Here is an 18084-nt window from a genome sequence, read left to right on the forward strand (position 1 = left end):
CCCCACCAGGGGGCACTGCGCTTCCTCCAGAAGAGGGCCAGGGCCACGGGCCAGGAGCGCCCGGAGTGTTCATCTCAAGGGACCACGCGCACACGCGGACAGAGGACCACGATGATCGATCCCGGCGACATCCACGAGGGAATGACGGTGAAGGACGGGTATGGGCGGAAACTCGGGACGGTGTCGAACGTCGGGGACACCCACTTCGAGCTGGGGCAGGGCTCGCCCGCCCGGCGGGACTACATGGTGCACTTCCACCGTGTGGAGCGCGTCCAGGGCCGGGAGGTCGTCCTCACGTCCGCGCCCACCACCGTGCCTCCCGAGGACTGACGCCTCCCGGCGCGTGCGAACCCTTCAAGCGGGCTCGAGCGACGGATGCTTCCGGGCCCAGAAGAGCAGCACCGCCGCCGTGGCGGGCGCGAGCACGGCCACTCCCATGACGAGCCAGTCGCCGAGCCCTCGCGCGCGAGGGAGGTTGTAGAGAAGCGCCTCCAGCAAGGTGAGGCAGGCATCTCCGGTGATGAGCGAGGCCAGCAGCGTGGCGAGCCCCGAGCGCCAGCGGCGGACGAGGGAGAAAAGCCCCACCGTCAGCCCCACGTCGAAGAGCACCCAGCCCCACTGCACGAGCGGCGAGGGGAAGCGGTGGGCGTTGGCCGGCAGCGCGAGCAGCACCGTCCAGGGCACCAGCAGCACCGCGAGCAGCCACACGAGCGGCAGGGGCCGGCGCAGGAGCGTGGCCAGGCCGAAGCGTGTGAGGCTCCCCCGGGCGAAGGCCCTCAGCACGTCATACAGCAGCAGGGGCGAGCCGTGCCGCGCGGGCCAGGCCAGGTGGATGCGGTGCCACGCATGCGGGCGCAGCCGGGCCTTGAAGGCGCGCAGCCCCTCGAAGTCATAGAGGGGCATGCCCACCACCCGCGCCGCGCGCAGCCAGCCGTCCACCTCGCCCGCCAGCGGCGCGAGCCCCAGCGTCAGGTAGCCGCGCCCCTCCGCCGCCGCCGCGCGCATCACCGCGTCCACCAGCAATTCCGCGGTGCCGTTGGGCGCTCGCGCGTCGCGCAGCAGGTGCTGCACCAGCCAGCCATTGCGCGCGTACACCGGCACCGCCGACAGGAAGGCCACCACCTCCCCATCCCTCTCCGCCACGAAGGAGCGCCGCTCCTCGGCCCAGGCGAACGGGGAGAGCTGCACCAGGAAGCCCATGGGCGCCATCCGCCGGGAGCTCAGCCAGCGCTCCATCAGTCCGTCCACCCCCGCCCGCACCGGGTGCGCCGCGTCCTTCAGCTCGGAGGGCATCACCTCGCGCACCCGCACGCCCTTGGCCCGCGCCCGGCGCAACTGCTCGCGCAGGCTCCGGCTCTCACGCACGCTCAGTTCCCACAGCCTCGGGTCCCACACCGGCTGCTCGCCAATGGCCAGCCTCTTCAACGGGGCCGCGTCCAACATGCGCTGCTCGGTGGCGAAGAAGCACAGCCGCCGGCCCGACTCGGCCGCATGCGCCTCGAAGCGCCGCGCCACCTCGCCCAGGCGCTCGTGTGGGGCGATGGGGGCGCCGGCCACCACCCACGCCCGGCCCGTGTCCACGTACGCCACGCACGCGTCCTCCCCGTCGAACCAGTACGAATACCCCGGCTCCAGCACCTGGAAGGACGTGGCGTTCCACCCGTGGCGCTTGAGCAGCTCCAATACCCGCGAGTGCTCCGTGTCCATGCCATCCCTCATGCCGGAGTGGGCATCCCGGGCCGCGGGCCGCCTCCGATGCCCCGCTCGTGCTGGTGCGCCTCCTCCAGCCGGCGGCGGTGCGCGGCCAGCAGATCGCTCCGCGTGAGGATGCCCACCACCTTCCACGGCTCCCCACGCTTCACCACCGGCAGCCGTCCCACGTCCTCGCGCACCATGTGGTCCGCCGCCTCGCGCAGGGTGCTGTCCTCGAAGACGACCGCCGGGGGCTTGCGGATGAGCTCCCCCACACGCCTGCCCGGCACCGCCTCCCCGTCCATCAGCTCCCGCCGGGTGATGACGCCCACCAGCCGCCCCACGCCATCCACCACCGGGAAGCCCTGGTGCCGGGTGCCCGCGCCGCCACCGGCGAGCCACGCCCGCGCCTGCTCCACGGTGTCCTCCGCCGCGAGCGTCACCACCGGCCGCAGCCCATGCGCCGCCACCAGCGTGTTGGCGAGCACGTCCGCCGCGTACTCCATGGGCACCCGCGCCCCGCGCCGCGCCAGCTTCTCCGTCATGATGGAGTGGCGCATGAGCAGCGACGAAACGAGGTACGCCGCCGCGCAGCCGCCCAGCAGCGGCAGCAGGCCCATGGGCTGGCGCGTCGTCTCGAAGGCGAACACCACCGAGGCCAGCAGCGCGCGCGAGGCCCCCGCGAAGATGGCCGCCATGCCCACCAGCGCCGCGATGCGCACGTCCACGCCCAGCCCCGGCACCAGCCATACCGCCAGCGCGCCCAGCGCCGAGCCCAGCCCGCCGCCGATGGTGAAGAGCGGCGCCAGCGTCCCGCCCGAGGTGCCGCTGCCCAGCGCGATGGACCAGGAGGTGAACTTCAGCAGGCAGAAGACGAGCGCCGCCGTGCCCACGAAGCGGCCGGAGATGATGTCCTCGATGTTGGAGTACCCCACGCCCAGGGTGCGCGGCTCGAACCAGCCCACCACCCCCACGGCGATGGCCCCGAGCGCCGGCCACCACATCCAGTGCACGGGCAGCTTCTCGAAGGCGTCCTCGATGCGGTAGACGGCCCGCGTCACCCCCACCGACGCCACGCCGATGAGCGCCCCCATGCCGATGTAGAAGGCCAGCGCGCTCCCACCCGGCGCCGACACGTCCGGCATGGCGAAGGCCGGCGCGCCCCCCACGAAGGCCATGCGCACCGCCGTGGCCGTACAGGTGGCCAGCGCCACCGGGATGACCGAGCGCGGGCGGAACTCGAAGAGCAGCAGCTCGATGGCCAGCAGCACCGCGGACACGGGCGCGCCGAAGGTGGCCGCCATGCCCGCTCCCGCGCCCGCCGCCAGCAGCACCTTGCGCTCGTCCGCCGTCACCTTCAGCACCTGCCCCAGGAGCGAGCCCAGCGCCCCTCCCGTGGCGATGATGGGACCCTCGGCGCCGAACGGCCCTCCCGTGCCGATGGACACCGCCGCCGACACCGGCTTGAGGAAGGTGATGCGCGGCGGAATCCGGCTGCGGTTGAGCAGCACCTGCTCCATGGCCTCGGGGATGCCGTGGCCCCGGATGGCCTTGGAGCCGTAGCGCGCCATCACCCCCACCACCAGCGCCCCCAGCACCGGGATGACGAGCACCCAGGGCCCCAGGGTGTTGTCCGCCGGCGACACCTCCTGGAGGGACAGCCGCCCGAAGAAGGCCAGGTTCGTGATGAACGCGATGAGCCTCCCGAGCACCTGCGCCACCAGCCCCGCGGCCACGGCCAGCAGGATGCACAGGCCGCTGATGAGCACCAGGCGCCCATCCACCGGCTGCTCGGACAGCGGCGCACGCGGCTCGTTCTCCAGCGTGGGCCCCATGGAGGGCGCCACCGGGAGGGCCTCCCTGTCACCGGTACCCTCGGACACCGAGATGAGCTCAGGCTTCTTCATGTTGTCGTTTCCCCTGGCGCCGCTTCGCGGGCGCCTCGTCCTCGAAGAAGAACGGCGCGGCCTCCGCGTCCAGCCCGAGCTCCCGCACCAGCGCGGTGAGTCCCCCGGCGAGCGCGGCCCGTTGGGCGGGCTCCATCCGGCGCAGCCCGGAAATGAGGTGCACCTGGGCCATGGGTGGCGCCGTGCGCAGCAGCTCCCGGCCCCCGGGCGTGAGCGACACCTCCACCCGCCGCCCGTCCTGCTCCGAGGGGCGGCGCGACACCAGCTCCCGTTCGATGAGCCGGCTCACCACCACCGACACCGAGCTCTGGTGCGTGAGGGTGCGCTCGGCCAGCTCGTTGATGGAGCAGGGCCCCGCCTCGGCGAGTTGTTGGAGCACGAAGAGCTGCGCGCCACTGATGCCCACCAGCCCCTCCGAGGCCCGGGCCGACACGCGCAACATGCGCACGATGCGCCGGATGGCGTCCATGCTCGTCCGGATGTCCTCCGTCTCCACCGGGGGAGTCACCGCGCGCCGATTTGTATGGGAGCCCATATATCCATCCGAATACGCCTCGCCGGGGCCGCTCGCAACTCCTTCCCGCGCCGTGGCCGCCCGCGGGGGGGACGAGCGGTCTCCCCGGGACGCACCTCCACACACGGAGTGCGTGTGACAGGGCGGGCGAGGGCGCGGTACACCAGGGCCTCCCTTTCCTCTTCAGGAGTGAGTGGGTTGACACCTCGAAACACCTTTTCCCGCCCGGGTCTGCTCGGGCTCGCCCTCGGGGCACTGGGCACCCTGCTGGGTTCCTCCCAGGCCCATGCCTTCAACCATGCCGGCAACGCGCGGCTCCTCTCCTCCGACGAGGCCGCCGCCATCAAGAAGCCCGTGCTCGGCCTGCAGCGCTCGGCGGTGCCACTGGTGTGGGGCTTCGCGCTGGACACCTCCGTCCTCGCCGACGCCGCGCTCGCCCCCAACCTCGGCCTGCGCTGGGGCGTGGAAGCCGGGCCCCACCGCTTCGTCATCGGCGCGCGCTACACCAAGTTCCTGGGCAGTCAGTTCATCTCGGACTTCGTCTCCACGCAGCAGGAGGCGGTGAAGAACCTCGAAATCAACTTCGAGGGGCCCAGCGCCTACGCGCTCTACGGCCTGCAACTGGGCCGGGTGCTGGTGCAGGGCGAGGTACGTCACTGGCGCTACCAGACGGCCACCACCACGGCCACGGCCGCGCTGGTGGTCAACTTCGCGGGCAACTGGTCCGTGGTGGGTGAGTTCGGCGTGCGCCTCCAGGAGGGCTACCCCCTGCGCGGCGCGGCCGGCATCCGCTACGCCGGAGAGAACTTCGGCTTCTCGCTCGGCGCCGCCTACGTGGACGTGAACGAGCCCCTGGTGCCCTTCAACGAGGGCCGCTTCCCCATCCTCCCCGCCTTCGACCTGTCCTGGACCTTCCAATGAAACGCGCCCTGCTCGCCCTGCTCTGCCCGTTGATGCTCTCCGCGTGCTCCGCCGAGCTCGCCGTGGACACGCCGCCCCAGGAGGTCACCATCCCCGTCACCTCCGTGGCCAGGGCCATCCACGTCGAGGTGGCCGTCGACATGCCCGAGGAGACGCAGAACCTCGACGTCGCCGTGAAGGAGATTTCCGCCGACCTCACGGTCATCAACCCCTCCAAGACGTTCACGCTGAGGTCCACCGCGCGGCTGTCCCTCACCGGCACCGCCACGCCGGAGGAGCCCCGGTTCTACAGCGACAGCAACCTGCCCGCGTACTACCACACGGCCGAGGAGCTGATTCCCCAGAAGGACTTCGCGCCGAACTCGAGCACGCCGGTGCACGCGGACTCGCCCACGCTGCGCAATGCCATCGGCAAGGCGCGCATCTGGGTCATCGTCAGCAACACGGTGACGGACGCGGGCCTCGGCAACCCGCTGGAGCTGCCGCTGGAGCTGCAGCTCAAGGACATCGTCCTGCACGCCACCGTCTCCAAGCCCTTCGAGGGGCTGGAGGGCATGCTGGGGCCCAGCGGTCTGTAGGAGAAGTGCGAGAGCCGGGCCCGAGACCCGCCCGGACCCGGCCCTCCGCTGTGACGACACCTGCCGCGGGCCACCAACACCCGGCCCGCGCAGAGACGTTTCCTAGCGCACCGGTCTGACAACTCCCGGCGGCGCGGGTAGGCTCGGGGGCGGTGCTTCCGCTCACGTTTCCCGTCCTCGCCGCCGCCTCGTCCCTCGTCGTCGCCCAGGCCCCCGCTCCGGGAGCGGCCCAGGCGGACCTCGCCCGCGCCCGCGAGCTCGCCGGCGCCCTGCGCTACGAGGAAGCCGTCGTCGAATACCAGCGCTACCTCGGCCACCCGGACCGGCCCGCCGCCGAGCGCGCCCAGGCCCTGCTGGAGCTCGGCTTCATCCACCTGCTGCTGGAGGACACGGTGAACGCCGAGCAGCGCACCACCGAGGCGCTGGAGCTGGACGCCTGGGTGCGGCCTCCTCCAGATGCGCCGCAGAAGCAGAAGGACTTGCTGGAGCGGGTGCGCGCGATGCTCGCCGCCCGGCCGAAGCTGGAGGTGCTGCCGCGCGAGGACGCGGGCCGGCCCCAGCGGGTGCGCGCCAGCCTGAAGGACCCGCAGACCCGGGCCAGCGAGGTGCTCCTGCGCCACGCTCCCGTCCCGGGAGGCCCCTACCGCGCCACGGCCATGGTGTGCCAGCAGGACACCTGCGAGGGCGAGCTGCCCGTGCCACCCCGCGCGGCGTCCTTCACGGCCTGGTACTTCGTCGAGGCGCTCGACAGCCAGGGCAACACGGTGGCACGGGCGGCCAACCCGCTGGCGCCGTTGCAGCTCTCGGTCATCGAGCAGAAAGCCTGGTACGAGAGCCCGTGGGTCTACGCGGGCGGCGCGGCGCTGGTGGTGGGCGCGGCGACGGTCTTCTTCATCGCGTCCGACCCGCGGAAGTAGGCCGCCGGGGCGCGGGGAGCGCGAGCGAGCGGTACACCTTGGACTCGGAGAAGGTGGGGATGTCGGTGGGACGCTGGCTCCACCAGTTCATCACCAGCGTCACGCGCAGGCGCGAGGTGCCCGGCAGCTTCCCGGTGGGAATCTGGTTGTGGGCATCCAGTACGCCGTGGGTGAGGTCCCCCCGGAAGTAGACGAAGCGGTTGGGCCGGGGCGCCGCCAGATCGAAGGCGTCCGTGTTGGGAGCGAGGGACGGGTTGTCCTCACAGGGCAGGGCCTTCGTCACCGCGAGCGCGCCGCCGCGGACACTGTTCATGAAGAGCAGGGAGGTGAAGCGGGGGTGCACGAGCGGGCCGCCGCGCAGGGCGAGCTTCTCGTCCCGGTCCTGGTGGAAGTCCACCTGCACGTTGGTGGTGCGCATGCGCGAGAACCACCACTCGACGCCCGCGAGGCCCCGGCGCAGGGGAACGCGCGGACGCAGCGCGAGGATGATCTGCTCGACGATGTTGGTGGGCTCGCCGAGCTCGAACCAGAAGGTGGTCTGGTAGGTCTGACGAAGGCGCTCGGTGCCGAGGGCGCGGACCTTGCGCCACAGGCGGGAGAAGTCCGCGTCGGGCAGGGCGTGGTCCTGGATGTGAACGAGGGGGGCGCGGGGCGGCATGGCGCGACTCTACGCCAGCCCGGGCCGCCTCATCCCATGGTCCGATACAGCCCCAGCTCTCTCATGAAGAGTGCATGGTGGGCCCGATCGATCCGCTCATACGCCTGATGGAGCCCCAGTTGGAGTTCCGTGCGAATAGCATGGAGGTCCATGGACCACTCCCTCCAGGTGGTCTGCCGCAGTTCCGTCCGAACGCCCAGGATCTCCGCTCGCAGTTCCCTGCGAGCCTGGTTGATCTCATTGCGCGCTGCCACCTCATCAAGGCTCAGGCGCTGCATCGACATTTCCAGCTTGTCCATCCGGCTGTTCAGGACCTTCACCTGCTCGCTCAGGCCCTGGACGGCCTGCAGCACCTGACCCAACACGTCACCACCCATCGACTCGGCCATTGAGACGACCTCCTCGCCCTCCGGGCGTTTCGTGAGCCCGAACCTCTCGCGCCCACGACTCGAAAGGTAACATCACCTTCTGACAGTGCCCAGTCTTTTTCTAACCTCTCAAGTAGGGCCGCCTGCCCTACCTTTCAGGAGATTCGCGGGTCCCCGTGCTCGGGTCAGCAGGCCCAGACGCCCATCACGAAGCCGTGCGTCACCCGGTGCTCGAGCCACACGGGGCGGTCATGCGCGGGCCTACGATGTCGTGCCGACAGCCTCGGGCTCGGCATCCTCCGGCAGGGGCTGGCGAGCCGCTTCCTCCAGCTGGTCCACCCGCCGCAACTCGGGGAAGACCCAGGCCCACAGCGCCACCACCACCAGCGTCCCCACCGCGCCCGCCACCACCGCGGGCACCACGCCCACGTGCTCGGCGAAGGCTCCGGCGCGGAACTCGCCCAGCTCGTTGGAGGCGCCCACGCACATCATGTTCACCGCGCCCACGCGGCCCCGCATCTCATCCGGCGTGGCCATCAATTCCAGCGTGTGGCGCACCACCACGCTCACCATGTCCGCCGCCCCTGCCACCGCCAGGGCCAGCACGGACAACGGCAGCGAACGGCTCACCCCGAAGACGAGCGTGGCCGCGCCGAAGATGGCCACCGAGACGAACATCTTCCACCCGGCCCGGCCTCCCAGCGGACGCATGGCGAGCACCACCGCCACGAGCGCCGCGCCCGCGGCTGGTGCACCGCGCAACAGCCCCAGACCCCACGGCCCGGTGTGCAGCACATCCCGCGCGTAGATGGGCAGCAGCGCCACCGCTCCGCCCAGCAGCACCGCGAACAGATCCAACGTGATGCTGCCCAGCAACAGCCGCTGCCGGCGCACGAAGCGGAACCCCGCCAGCAGCGTGGACATGGAGAACGCCTCGCTGGAGGCCTGACCCGTCCTCACCTTCAGGGAGAGGATCCACACCACGGTGAGCGCACACAGCGAGGCCGAGGCGACATAGGAGCCGGTAGCGCCCACCCACTGATAGAGAAAACCGCCCACGGCGGGGCCGGCGATGGTGGCCACCTGCCAGGTGGTGGAGTTGATGGCGATGGCGCGCGAGAGGTCCTCGGTGGGCACCAGGTGGGCGGTGATGGCGGAACCCGCGGGCGAGTAGAAGGCGCGCGCGGTGCCGAAGAGCACCAGCACCCCGTAGACGAACCGCACATCCCGGATGTGGCCCAGGGAGAAGCTGAGCAGCAGCAGGCTGCACAGCAGCATGACGCCCTGGCACACCGCGAGGATGATGCGCCGGTCCACGCGGTCCGCCACCTGTCCGCCAATGAGGCTGAAGGCGAGGAAGGGCAGGAACTGCGCCAGCCCCGTGTACCCCAGGGCCAGGGCGCTGCCCGTCAGCTCGTACACCTGCCAGCCGATGGCCACCGACTCGATCTGCACGGCGAGCACCGCACACAGGCGAGCCAGCTGGTAGAGGCGGAAGTCACGGTGGCGGAAGACGGACGGGGCGGCGCTGGCTGAAGAAGACATGCTGGAGGGCGGCTCTAACGCACACCCCACGCTCCCGCCAGCAACACCGTGAGCAGGAGGACTGAGGAGCGGTAGGTACGCTCATGGAGCGAGCGGGCGCCGTTCCAGCTGGATGGCCACCACGGTGGCCCCCTCGTCGCTCCGCAGCATCAGGAGCCCGGGCTCCTCCAGCCAGAGCGTCTCGTCCCGGGTCAGCGGCTCCCCGGGCAGCGTCGCCCGGCCCTCCAGGACATGGAGCAACACGGTCCCGGCACCCGCGAGCGTACGGGTTTCCCCCGGGGCCAGTTGCATCACCTCGAGCGACGCCTGGGCCAGGGCCCGGTCCACCATGAGGTTGAAGTCCCGCACCGAACCGCCGAGCAGCCGGCACTGGATGTCCGCCTCGCCCGGAAACGCGAACGGCCGCAGACGCTGGTCGAGCACCACCTCGCGCGTCCCATCCAGGGTCAGCGCTACCCCCGCGCCCTCGAGGATCATCAAGGTCCGATCCACGCCCGGGAACACGGAGAAGGGCCCGGAGGCCCCCACGGTGGCGATCGACACGCGCGCCAGGAAACGGGCCGGGTCGGACGGATGGGGCAGCTTCCACAGCTCGCGCGTCACCCCACCCCCGTTCTTCCAGGGCATGTCACGGTAGTCGTCAGGTCCGAGTCGTCTCATCATCCGCTTGCGTCTCCCAAGGGCCAGTCACGGCATAGGCCAACATGCTGGAGGGTGACAGGTGCACTCTTGCTAGGAACTACTCTTGGATGGATTGCGACGGGCGCGGAGACCGCTCCCCCACCACCGCGTAGCACTTGCCCTTGTATTCGACCGTGTCCTCACAGGGCGGACGCTTCGACAACTCCACCCAGCAGCCGCCGTTGATCTCCACCTCGCCCCTCCGGGGCCTGCACGGCGGCTTTGCTTGGTTGGAGTAGGGCTTGTCGGGCATAGGGAAGGCAACAGCATCCGGAACGAAACCACCGCCGTTGACCAGACCCATTTCTGGAGGCGTGGTGTGAGCCGTACCATCCCCGGCAAGGGTCATTTGGTCGTCGCGCTGGAAAGCCGGAGGATGCCACCAGAAGGCCACGGCCAGAGCCACCATGGTGAGCCCCGTGGCGACCAGCAGCCACCTTGAGAGCAGCAATCGGCGCACGCGCCCAGTCCACCTGCGCCAAGGCCCGATCGGTCCATGAGTCAGATGGGCACGAACCTCATCCTTCTTCTCCAAGCGCTCCACCGCCGAGGTCAGCAAGTCAAGCATGGCCGACAGTTCCGGCACTCTGCCCGTGGAGGGCGCGTGCTCCACCGCCAGCGCGACATGGGAGGGCTCCACGTGGGAGGAAACGCGGATCTGCCATACTTCGGTGGGTTCCCAGTCCGCACCCTGACCCGGCATCACCACCACGGCGGAAGCACCCGTATGAACATCGTGGGCTTCGTAGACGCGGCCCAAGCCCGCCCCGATGTCCTTGTACCGCCGGCCAAGATGGAACGCCCCCAGCCTTCCACCCTTCCAGGATGCACTGTCTGCCATGTGTGGACACCTCCTGCCCATGCATCTACCACTTCTCACGGCGGCAGGCAGTGCATGACGCGTCGAGTCACTTCCAAGGCATCTGGATAAGAGCAGTGCAGGAGACCTCTCCTGGCACGGTTTCACCAAACATGTCCAACAACTGGACAAACTCAAGAGGAGCACAGCCAGAAGGTGCTCCTGTCATGGGTTTCTGACTCAAAACACTGGTCCAAACCATCTCATTATTCATTCGTGGGTTCCAGGGCAGGATACATCTCCAGGGCCCTACGTTCCGAGCAAAACCACAGCAGCCCAGAAACTCGAACAAATATCTAAAGAGAGGACGTATCAGACGGCTGTGCCGCAGCTTCGGAGAGCGCAATGTAACGAACGAATGGGAAAGAGAGTTGCTCCCCTAAAGCCTTAAAGGAAGCAGAGTCGTTGGATGTCTCTACAAACTGCTTCAATCTCCAACAAAGCTGCCGAATCAATTCCTCATTGAGGAAGGAGACCCGATAGCCTCGACGTTCTGCAGAAAGAATGTCTCTAGGAGCGTAATTCTCCAACAACACAAAGGTGTGACACGCCAATTTTCTACCCAGCCCCGCACGGCCTGATGCTAGCAACCGAAGCGTGCGCACGAGGGCTCCAAGCGGATTTGGATTTTCCGCAAGCTCCAACTCAACAATGCGTTCCTGTATATCTTTCAAATACGTATCACGACAGTAGAGCCTCTGCGTGCTCCACGAGTAGACAATGGAGTCCCACGAAAAGTAGGTCGTTCCGAGCAGGTCCCGCAGCGATGCGCCACGGAGAATCCCCGTCCGGAATGCCCATGTCCGATGGAGCGGCCAAGCGTCCACACTGCCCAGGGACAAGTTCAACCGATAGCCACCAAAGCGATTAAGCTTGGCGTTTCTCGCCCGGAAGAACCGGTCGAACTGCTTCTCATCTTGAACATCGATCACTAAGTCGACATCGCTCCTAAACCTTCGAGGCTGATCGAGCGCCGAATCCCGAAGAAGCCCCCCAAATACACCGATCTCCCCCAGTGACTGCATCTCCTTGAAAATTGCCTGCAGTTCACCATGCGAATACTGCGTCAATATCCGACGGGCGCGGCGACGCAGAAGCACCAAGCTATTAGCTACGGCTAGGTCCAACGCGGAACCCCTCCAACTCTTTGCAGAGTTCGATAGCGTAGCCATCAGTCATGCCCGAGACCATGTCGGTCAGCAGTTGCGCTTCCCGATAACGAATCGGCAAATCTTGTGCGCTCGGTACCTTGCCTTCAAAAATCCTCCGGTAGTTTTCGGAGATTCGGCTGTACGCGAACTCAGCAAATGGGGTTATGCGCTTCGAAGCCGGGTCGTCGTAACTCTGCCGCTTCGTAATCCCTTCCCAGAGCATGTCCATCAACGTGTAGATGGTGTTATATCCGCGTAACTCCAGGGCGAGCACAGATGGGTGACGGTACGCGTGTACCTTGTCGAACTTCTTCAATGCAGTGGCAAGAGGGCCCGCCTCACTCTTAGCAAGAAGGTCCTTATCGAGTGTGCCTCCCATAATCTGCTCGTAGTTTTCTTCGAAGGCCTTCTGCACAGCCCCAACCATCAGCCCAATCGCATTCACCCGAAACCGTTGGATAGTGCTGTCATTCAACTCCGCCGGAGACAACCCATATTTCCGCGTTTCTTGATGATTCTTGCGCCCGAAATCGATCAAATCTTTAACCAACTTGTCGTTTGGCGCTTCCGCCTCAAGATACGCAAACAAATCCGACACGGAGACCAAGCTCTTTTTGATGGAGTCTTCCGCATCCAGCACCGAGTAGGCGATGTCATCGCAGGCCTCCATCAACCAAGCCAAAGGATGGCGCACTCCCGAATCAAGACCAGTGTGCTCGAAGACAGTTTTGATGACATCAACTTCACTTTGAAAGTACCCATGCTTTTTGGTAGCAGCACTACCATCTTTGGTTTGATCCGAGGCAATTGGGTACTTCATAACCGCAGCTAGTGTCGCAAGGGTGAGATTGATACCCCTATCATTCGTGACCGTCTGCAGGCGGGTAAGGAGACGGAAGGTCTGCGCATTACCTTCGAACTTCAGGAAATCGTTTCTCATCGCAAGAGTGAGCTTGCCAATGTCCTGACGCATGAGATCAGAGATGTTGCCCACTGGCTCGAATATGGACGCAGCGTTGCGTTCGAACCATTGCTGAATAGCTCGCTCGCCCTGGTGCCCGAACGGTGGATTGCCGAGATCATGGGCAAGACCGATGGCCGCCAAAATTGGCGGGAAGGTCCGTGCACACTTCTCGATATCTCGCGTCTCCTTGAAATCATACGAGAGGAAAATCCCCATACCTCGCGCAAGATTCGAGACTTCGTGACTATGGGTCAAACGAGTGCGGACACTGTCATGTTTCTCAAGAGGAAAGACCTGAGTCTTGTCCGCCAGTCGCCGTACTGGGGTTGAGAACAAAACTCGGTCGTAATCCCTCTCCCATGGCGTCCGACGCTCGACCGCATCGGCAGCCTCCATAAGCGGGCTCTTGGCCTGATTCAAGTGAGAGCGACGAATCGGTGTCAAGAGCTTCTGCCACGCAAGTCCCATAATCACCCTCACTCAATAAAAAAGAATAATTACCAACTAATGCCACGGTTAAGAACAGCGTTGCTCCGACTGCGTCCAATGCAAAGAGGACCTAGCACTGTTCGCCTGCGGATGCTCCTGCGAATGCTCCCATTGATGGAGAGCATGTAACATTTGGTCGATTGACCACTCCACTACTCATCTCACCAAAAACCACAGTCACCCACCCCTGTTCCTTCCCGGCAATACTAGAAGTTGCGCGCTCGGCATGCGTTTAGCATCACTGACCAACCACAGCACGGTCGGCACGCCGAGGCGAACAAGCAACACCGTGAGCCCGTGTGGAACAAGCCCTGGTGATAGCGAAGTTCCACCCGCCGCGTCTCCCCTCCCAGGGGAATTGCGCGCAGCCCCCTCTGTCTCACGCAGTGGAACCGACCACCCATCCGTCTCTGCCTCCCACCCGAAGAACCACACATCCCGTACCGTGACCCGCGCCCTCGAGGATCATCAAGGTCCGATCCACGCCCGGAAACACGGAGAAGGGCCCGGAGGCCCCCACGGTGGCGATAGACACGCGCGCCAGGAAGCGGGCCGGGTCGAACGGATGGGGCAACTTCCACAGCTCGCGCGTCACCCCTCCCCCGTTCTTCCAGGGCATGTCACGGTAGTCATCGGGTCCGAGTCGTCTCATCCTCTGGGCTCCCCTCTCTCAGCGCAACCGCACCTCGATGCGCACCGGCTCCGTCCGCGAGGCCTCCTGGAGCTGCTGACACGCGGTGCCCGTGAAGCGCAAACCCTCGCTCGTCAGGCTCCACGTGGACTCGCCCGGCACCAGCTCCATCCCATTCAAGAAGACCATGAGCGACTCCTGAGTGTAGGAGCCCGCGTCACTGAGAGGGAGGAAGCAGGACACATCACGCACCCTGTCGACGATGCCCTGGAGCACCGCGCTCAGCTCGCTCTGGTTGGACGCCAGGTGGAAGCGGCGATTGCACAGGCCCTTGACCATGTCGCACGTGTCACCCGTGCCGCAGTCCGCGTTCTGCGTGCAGGTGCGAGAGAAGCCGCCCTGCTCGGCCATGGCGTTGAGCACGTCCGTGCCCGCCCCCGTGACGAACTCCGAGCCAAAGCCGACGACGATGGTCTGGATGCTCTTGCTCTTCAGCGCCATCACCGCCGACACCGAGCCATCCTTGTCGAGACAGCCCAGCTTGTCGTACGGCTCGTACGCGCACAGGGAACTACCGCTCAAGGAGCCCAGTGTGCATTGACACCTCGAGTCCGGATAGGGGGACGGGTAGTTCGCATTGCAGTTGGGAAGGCCGTCCGTCAGCAGCAGCACGAAGCTGGAGCGGGCAGTCGTCTGCAGTTCCGGAAGCGTGAGCATGGCTCGGAGGCTCTCGTTGGTGGGCGTACCGCCCTTCGGCGTCTGAACCCCCGAGGTGGTCGAGGAGTTCTTGATGGCCTGGATCCTGCTGTTCACTTCCGCGGCCTTGGCCACGAGCGTGTCCTTATCGTCCGCGTCCGTGGTGGGTAGACCGACGGTGACTCCGGTCGTGCCACCGCACAGGTAGACACGGTCCGCATTCAGGTCCGGGAAGGTGGCGAGTCCAGTACGTGCAATGGCGCCGCTGCTCCCGAGGAAGGACGCCATCGCCCCCTGCAGCGACGACCAGCGCGTGGGGCACTTGAGCGTGTCGCACGGGAAGGAATCGCCCACCCCGCAGAACTCGCCACTGGCCGTGCCACCGCGCCGGCATACGTAAGCCCCGGACGCGGGATCCCGCAGATCCACGTTCACCGGGAGCGTCATCGAACCCGAGGTGTCCACCAACAACATCAGGTTCGGTTTGGGGTCGCGCACCTCCACCTGTGCCAACACCGTGCCCGCGTCCGGCTCCATCGTTCCCGCGTCCGGGTCGCTCATGCCCGCGTCCGGATCTGTCGTTCCCTCGTCCGGCTCCTTCGTGCCCGCATCCGGCTCCGTTGTCCCCGCATCCGGTCCGGTCATGCCCGCGTCTGGCTTCTCCTCCGGGGGCTCACTCGGACGGCAGCCGGTGGCGAGCAACCCTCCGAGAAGGCACAGGAAGAGACCACGTCCGAGGCTTCGACCGAGACGCGAGACGTTCATGGCATTCATGGCCAACAGCATATCCGGGAAACACCCGCCCCCTTCACCCCTCCCTCGTCACGAGGCCAACGAATCCCCGCCGGCCCCCCCGGGCCGAGCCGTCGCCCGGTGGACGCCCGTTCCACGGAAACACCACTCTCCAGCGGGCACAGGCTTGCACTCCCGCTAGAGTCGGCTCCCCTATGGCGCACGCAACCGACGACAAGAACTTCCGGCTTCCCCTGTCCATCCGTCCCCGGCGGTACGCGGCGACGGTGACGCTCGACATGGAGGCCAAGAGCTTCACGGGCCAGCAGACCATCGAGCTGGAGCTCGAGAAGCCCTCCAATGAAATCATCCTCCACGCCAACGCGCTGCAGCTCGGCGAGGTGACCTTCCGGGGCGGCAATGGCAAGAGCCTCGCGCCCACCGCCATCCAGCCCGTGCAGGTCAGCGAGACGGTGGTGCTGCGCTTCGGCGAGCAACTGCCCGCGGGCGCGGCGTCGCTAGACGTGGCGTGGACGGGCCGCTTCACCGAGGGCCTGCGGGGCCTGTACGCGGCGGGCAAGGTGGCGGCCACGCAGTTCGAGGCGGCGGACGCGCGGCGGCTCTTCCCGTGCTTCGACGAGCCGGCCTTCAAGGCGCGCTGGGCACTCACGGTGCGGGTCCCCCCGGGGCTGACGACGCTGGCCAACGGCGCGCTGCTCAAGGACGAGGAGGACGGCAAGCTGCGCAAGCTGACCTTCGCGGAGACGGAGGTGCTCAGCTCGTACCTGGTGGCGCTGGTGTGCGGCCCGCTGGTGGGCACGCCCGAGGAGAAGGTGGAGGGCATTCCGGTGCGCACGTGGGCGCTGCCGGAGAAGGCGCACCTGACGCGCTTCGGGCAGGACGCGGCGCTGGCGGCGCTGCCCCGGCTGCAGGAGTACTTCGGACTGCCCTACGCCTTCGGCAAGGTGGACCAGGTGGGCATCCCCGACTTCGAGGCCGGCGCCATGGAGAACGCGGGCCTCATCACCTACCGGGAGATCGCCCTGCTGCTGGACCCGGCCACCGCGCCGCTCTCCGTGCAGAAGCGCGTGGCCGAGGTGGTGACGCACGAGCTGGCGCACCAGTGGTTCGGCAACTGGGTGACGATGGTGTGGTGGGACGACCTCTGGCTCAACGAGGCCTTCGCCACGTGGATGGCGTACAAGATCGTCGACGCCTGGAAGCCGGACTGGCGCGTGTGGCTGGACTTCGACACGGGCAAGGCGGCGGCGATGCACCTGGACGCACTGCGCTCCACGCACCCCGTGCGCGGCGAGGTGCGCAACGCCAACGAGGCCGGTGAGAGCTTCGACCTCATCACCTACGAGAAGGGCGGCGCGGTGCTGCGGATGATTGAAGGCTTCCTCGGCGAGGTGCCCTTCCGCGAGGGCATGCGCCAGTACATGCGCACGCACGCGCGAGGCAACGCGGTGGCGGATGACCTGTGGCGGGCGCTGGCCAAGGCCTCGTCGCAGCCGGTGCTGGAGCTGGCCAACGCGTGGATCGGCCAGGGCGGCTACCCGTTGGTGTCGGTGGCGCTGGACGGCCGCACGGTGACGCTGTCGCAGCAGCGCTACTACTCGGAGCCGGGGGTGAAGAGCGGCGAGCGCTGGCCGGTGCCGATGGTGCTGCGCTTCTCGGACGCGGGCGGGGTGCGCGAGCAGCGGGTGCTGCTGCGGGATGCGCAGACGAAGGTGACACTGGAGGGCTCGGGCGAGGTGAAGTGGCTGTGCGCCAACGCGGGCTCCACGGGCTTCTACCGGGTGCAGTACGACGCCGCGGCGCTGGAGCGGCTGTCGGCGAACGTCACGACGCTGGCGCCGGCGGAGCGCATCTCGCTGCTGGCGGACCAGTGGGCGCTGGCGCGCAGCGGGCAGGCGACGGTGGCGGCCTTCCTGGAGCTGGCGAGCCGCTTCGGCAACGAGGAGGACGACGCCGTCCTGGACGATCTGGTGGGCCGGCTGGCGTACGTGGAGAGCCGGCTGGTGGAGGGCGAGGACCAGAAGCGCTTCCAGCAGTGGGTGGAGAAGCTGCTGGGGGCGGGGCTGAAGAAGCTCGGCTGGAACGCGGCGCCGGAGGAGTCGGACCGGGTGAAGCTGCGGCGCGCGGCGCTGGTGAGGGCGGTGGGCGGCGTGGCGCGCAGCGCGGAGGCACTGGGCGAGGCGCGGCCCCGGGTGGTGCGGATGCTGGACGGGGACAAGGGGGTGCTGGAGCCGAACCTGCTGGACGTGGCGGTGGCGATGGTGGCGCGCTCGGGAGACCGGGCGCTCTACGAGAAGCTGCTGGAGAAGATGCCGGGGGAGCCGGATCCGGCGACGCAGCGGCGCTACCTCATGGCGTTGACGTCCTTCGAGGATCCGGCGCTGGCGGACGAAGCGCGGAAGCTCTTCTTCACGGACAAGGTGAAGATGCAGGACGTGGCGAGCTTCGTGACGGGGCTGATGGGCAACCGGACAGGGCGCGAGGCGTGGTGGGGAGAGATGCAGAAGCGCTGGCAGGACGTGCTGGGGAGGACGGGCCGGGCGCCGATGCTGTTGAGGCGGGTGGTGGAGTCGATGGGGGCCTTGCGCGAGCGCAAGCAGCTCGACGAGGTGCGCAAGCTGCTGACGGCGAGCCCGGTGGAGGAGGCGAAGCAGGCCACGGAGCAGACGCTGGAGAAGCTGGCGCAGGACGTGGCGTTCCGGGAGCGCGCCATGCCCGAGGTGAGCACCTGGCTGAAGCGTCAGCCGTAGCCCTGGTCCA

The 18084-nt window shown here is 67.4% G+C and carries 17 protein-coding genes; 5 read left to right on the forward strand and 12 right to left on the reverse strand.

The features are described from left to right. The first annotated feature begins 111 nt into the window (after nt 1-111). Nucleotides 112-330: a DUF2171 domain-containing protein gene (locus BO221_RS47970; RefSeq protein WP_073567666.1), complete on the forward strand. Its 219-nt coding sequence runs from the start codon at nt 112-114 to the stop codon at nt 328-330. Between the two features lie 24 nt (nt 331-354). On the opposite strand, the gene BO221_RS47975 is transcribed toward BO221_RS47970, so the two are convergent. Genes BO221_RS47975 through BO221_RS47985 form a run of 3 tightly spaced genes read right to left on the reverse strand, consistent with a single transcriptional unit; the run spans nt 355 to nt 4134 of the window. Then, nucleotides 355-1707, reverse strand: a complete 1353-nt coding sequence (locus BO221_RS47975; protein ID WP_233166591.1) for a DUF2156 domain-containing protein — start codon at nt 1705-1707, stop codon at nt 355-357. An 8-nt stretch (nt 1708-1715) separates the two neighbouring features. Continuing rightward, nucleotides 1716-3599: a chloride channel protein gene (locus BO221_RS47980; protein ID WP_073567668.1), complete on the reverse strand. Its 1884-nt coding sequence runs from the start codon at nt 3597-3599 to the stop codon at nt 1716-1718. Further along, on the reverse strand, nt 3586-4134 hold the full coding sequence (locus BO221_RS47985; RefSeq protein WP_233166592.1) for a MarR family winged helix-turn-helix transcriptional regulator: 549 nt from the start codon (nt 4132-4134) through the stop codon (nt 3586-3588). Before BO221_RS47985 ends, BO221_RS47980 begins: the two co-directional genes overlap by 14 nt. Nucleotides 4135-4311: 177 nt before the next feature. Between BO221_RS47985 and BO221_RS47990 the strand changes: the two genes are divergently transcribed. The 3 genes from BO221_RS47990 (at nt 4312) to BO221_RS48000 (ending at nt 6529) form a co-directional block, all read left to right on the forward strand. Next, a complete protein-coding gene (locus tag BO221_RS47990; RefSeq protein WP_369866233.1) occupies nt 4312-5034 on the forward strand; it encodes a hypothetical protein in 723 nt (240 codons plus the stop codon). Then, nucleotides 5031-5612, forward strand: a complete 582-nt coding sequence (locus tag BO221_RS47995; protein ID WP_073567670.1) for a hypothetical protein — start codon at nt 5031-5033, stop codon at nt 5610-5612. Before BO221_RS47990 ends, BO221_RS47995 begins: the two co-directional genes overlap by 4 nt. Nucleotides 5613-5764: 152 nt before the next feature. Next, nucleotides 5765-6529, forward strand: coding sequence for a hypothetical protein (locus tag BO221_RS48000; RefSeq protein ID WP_073567671.1), 765 nt, complete (start codon nt 5765-5767; stop codon nt 6527-6529). On the opposite strand, the gene BO221_RS48005 is transcribed toward BO221_RS48000, so the two are convergent. From BO221_RS48005 to cglB, 9 genes are all read right to left on the reverse strand, one after another. Next, nucleotides 6504-7187 carry a hypothetical protein gene (locus BO221_RS48005; protein WP_073567672.1) on the reverse strand — a complete coding sequence of 228 codons (684 nt, stop codon included), beginning with the start codon at nt 7185-7187 and terminating at the stop codon, nt 6504-6506. The genes BO221_RS48000 and BO221_RS48005 overlap by 26 nt on opposite strands. Before the next feature lie 29 nt (nt 7188-7216). Further along, complete coding sequence (locus tag BO221_RS48010; RefSeq protein WP_073567673.1) at nt 7217-7576, reverse strand: hypothetical protein; 360 nt, start codon at nt 7574-7576, stop codon at nt 7217-7219. A gap of 240 nt (nt 7577-7816) precedes the next feature. Next, complete coding sequence (locus BO221_RS48015) at nt 7817-9100, reverse strand: MFS transporter (RefSeq protein ID WP_073567674.1); 1284 nt, start codon at nt 9098-9100, stop codon at nt 7817-7819. Nucleotides 9101-9181: 81 nt separating this feature from the next. Further along, nucleotides 9182-9763, reverse strand: coding sequence for a HutD family protein (locus BO221_RS48020; protein ID WP_073567675.1), 582 nt, complete (start codon nt 9761-9763; stop codon nt 9182-9184). Between the two features lie 76 nt (nt 9764-9839). After that, nucleotides 9840-10622: a hypothetical protein gene (locus tag BO221_RS48025; RefSeq protein WP_073567676.1), complete on the reverse strand. Its 783-nt coding sequence runs from the start codon at nt 10620-10622 to the stop codon at nt 9840-9842. A gap of 314 nt (nt 10623-10936) precedes the next feature. Further along, nucleotides 10937-11767: a hypothetical protein gene (locus BO221_RS54545; RefSeq protein ID WP_143196121.1), complete on the reverse strand. Its 831-nt coding sequence runs from the start codon at nt 11765-11767 to the stop codon at nt 10937-10939. After that, complete coding sequence (dgt, locus tag BO221_RS48030; protein WP_198956332.1) at nt 11748-13151, reverse strand: dGTP triphosphohydrolase; 1404 nt, start codon at nt 13149-13151, stop codon at nt 11748-11750. The genes BO221_RS54545 and dgt overlap by 20 nt, the downstream gene beginning before the upstream one ends. Before the next feature lie 472 nt (nt 13152-13623). Continuing rightward, nucleotides 13624-13896, reverse strand: a complete 273-nt coding sequence (locus BO221_RS48035) for a HutD family protein (protein WP_083682599.1) — start codon at nt 13894-13896, stop codon at nt 13624-13626. An 18-nt stretch (nt 13897-13914) separates the two neighbouring features. Continuing rightward, the gene (gene cglB / locus BO221_RS48040) at nt 13915-15216 is read right to left on the reverse strand and encodes an adventurous gliding motility lipoprotein CglB (protein ID WP_073567679.1); all 1302 of its coding nucleotides are present in this window, start codon (nt 15214-15216) and stop codon (nt 13915-13917) included. A gap of 302 nt (nt 15217-15518) precedes the next feature. Here cglB and BO221_RS48045 point away from each other — a divergent pair, with 302 nt between their 5' ends. Beyond that, entirely contained in the window at nt 15519-18074 is a 2556-nt protein-coding gene (locus BO221_RS48045) for a M1 family metallopeptidase (RefSeq protein WP_073567680.1), read from the forward strand. Nucleotides 18075-18084: the final 10 nt, after the last annotated feature.

Origin of the sequence: Archangium sp. Cb G35 (assembly GCF_001896145.1) — a bacterium.
Taxonomy (GTDB): domain Bacteria; phylum Myxococcota; class Myxococcia; order Myxococcales; family Myxococcaceae; genus Archangium; species Archangium violaceum.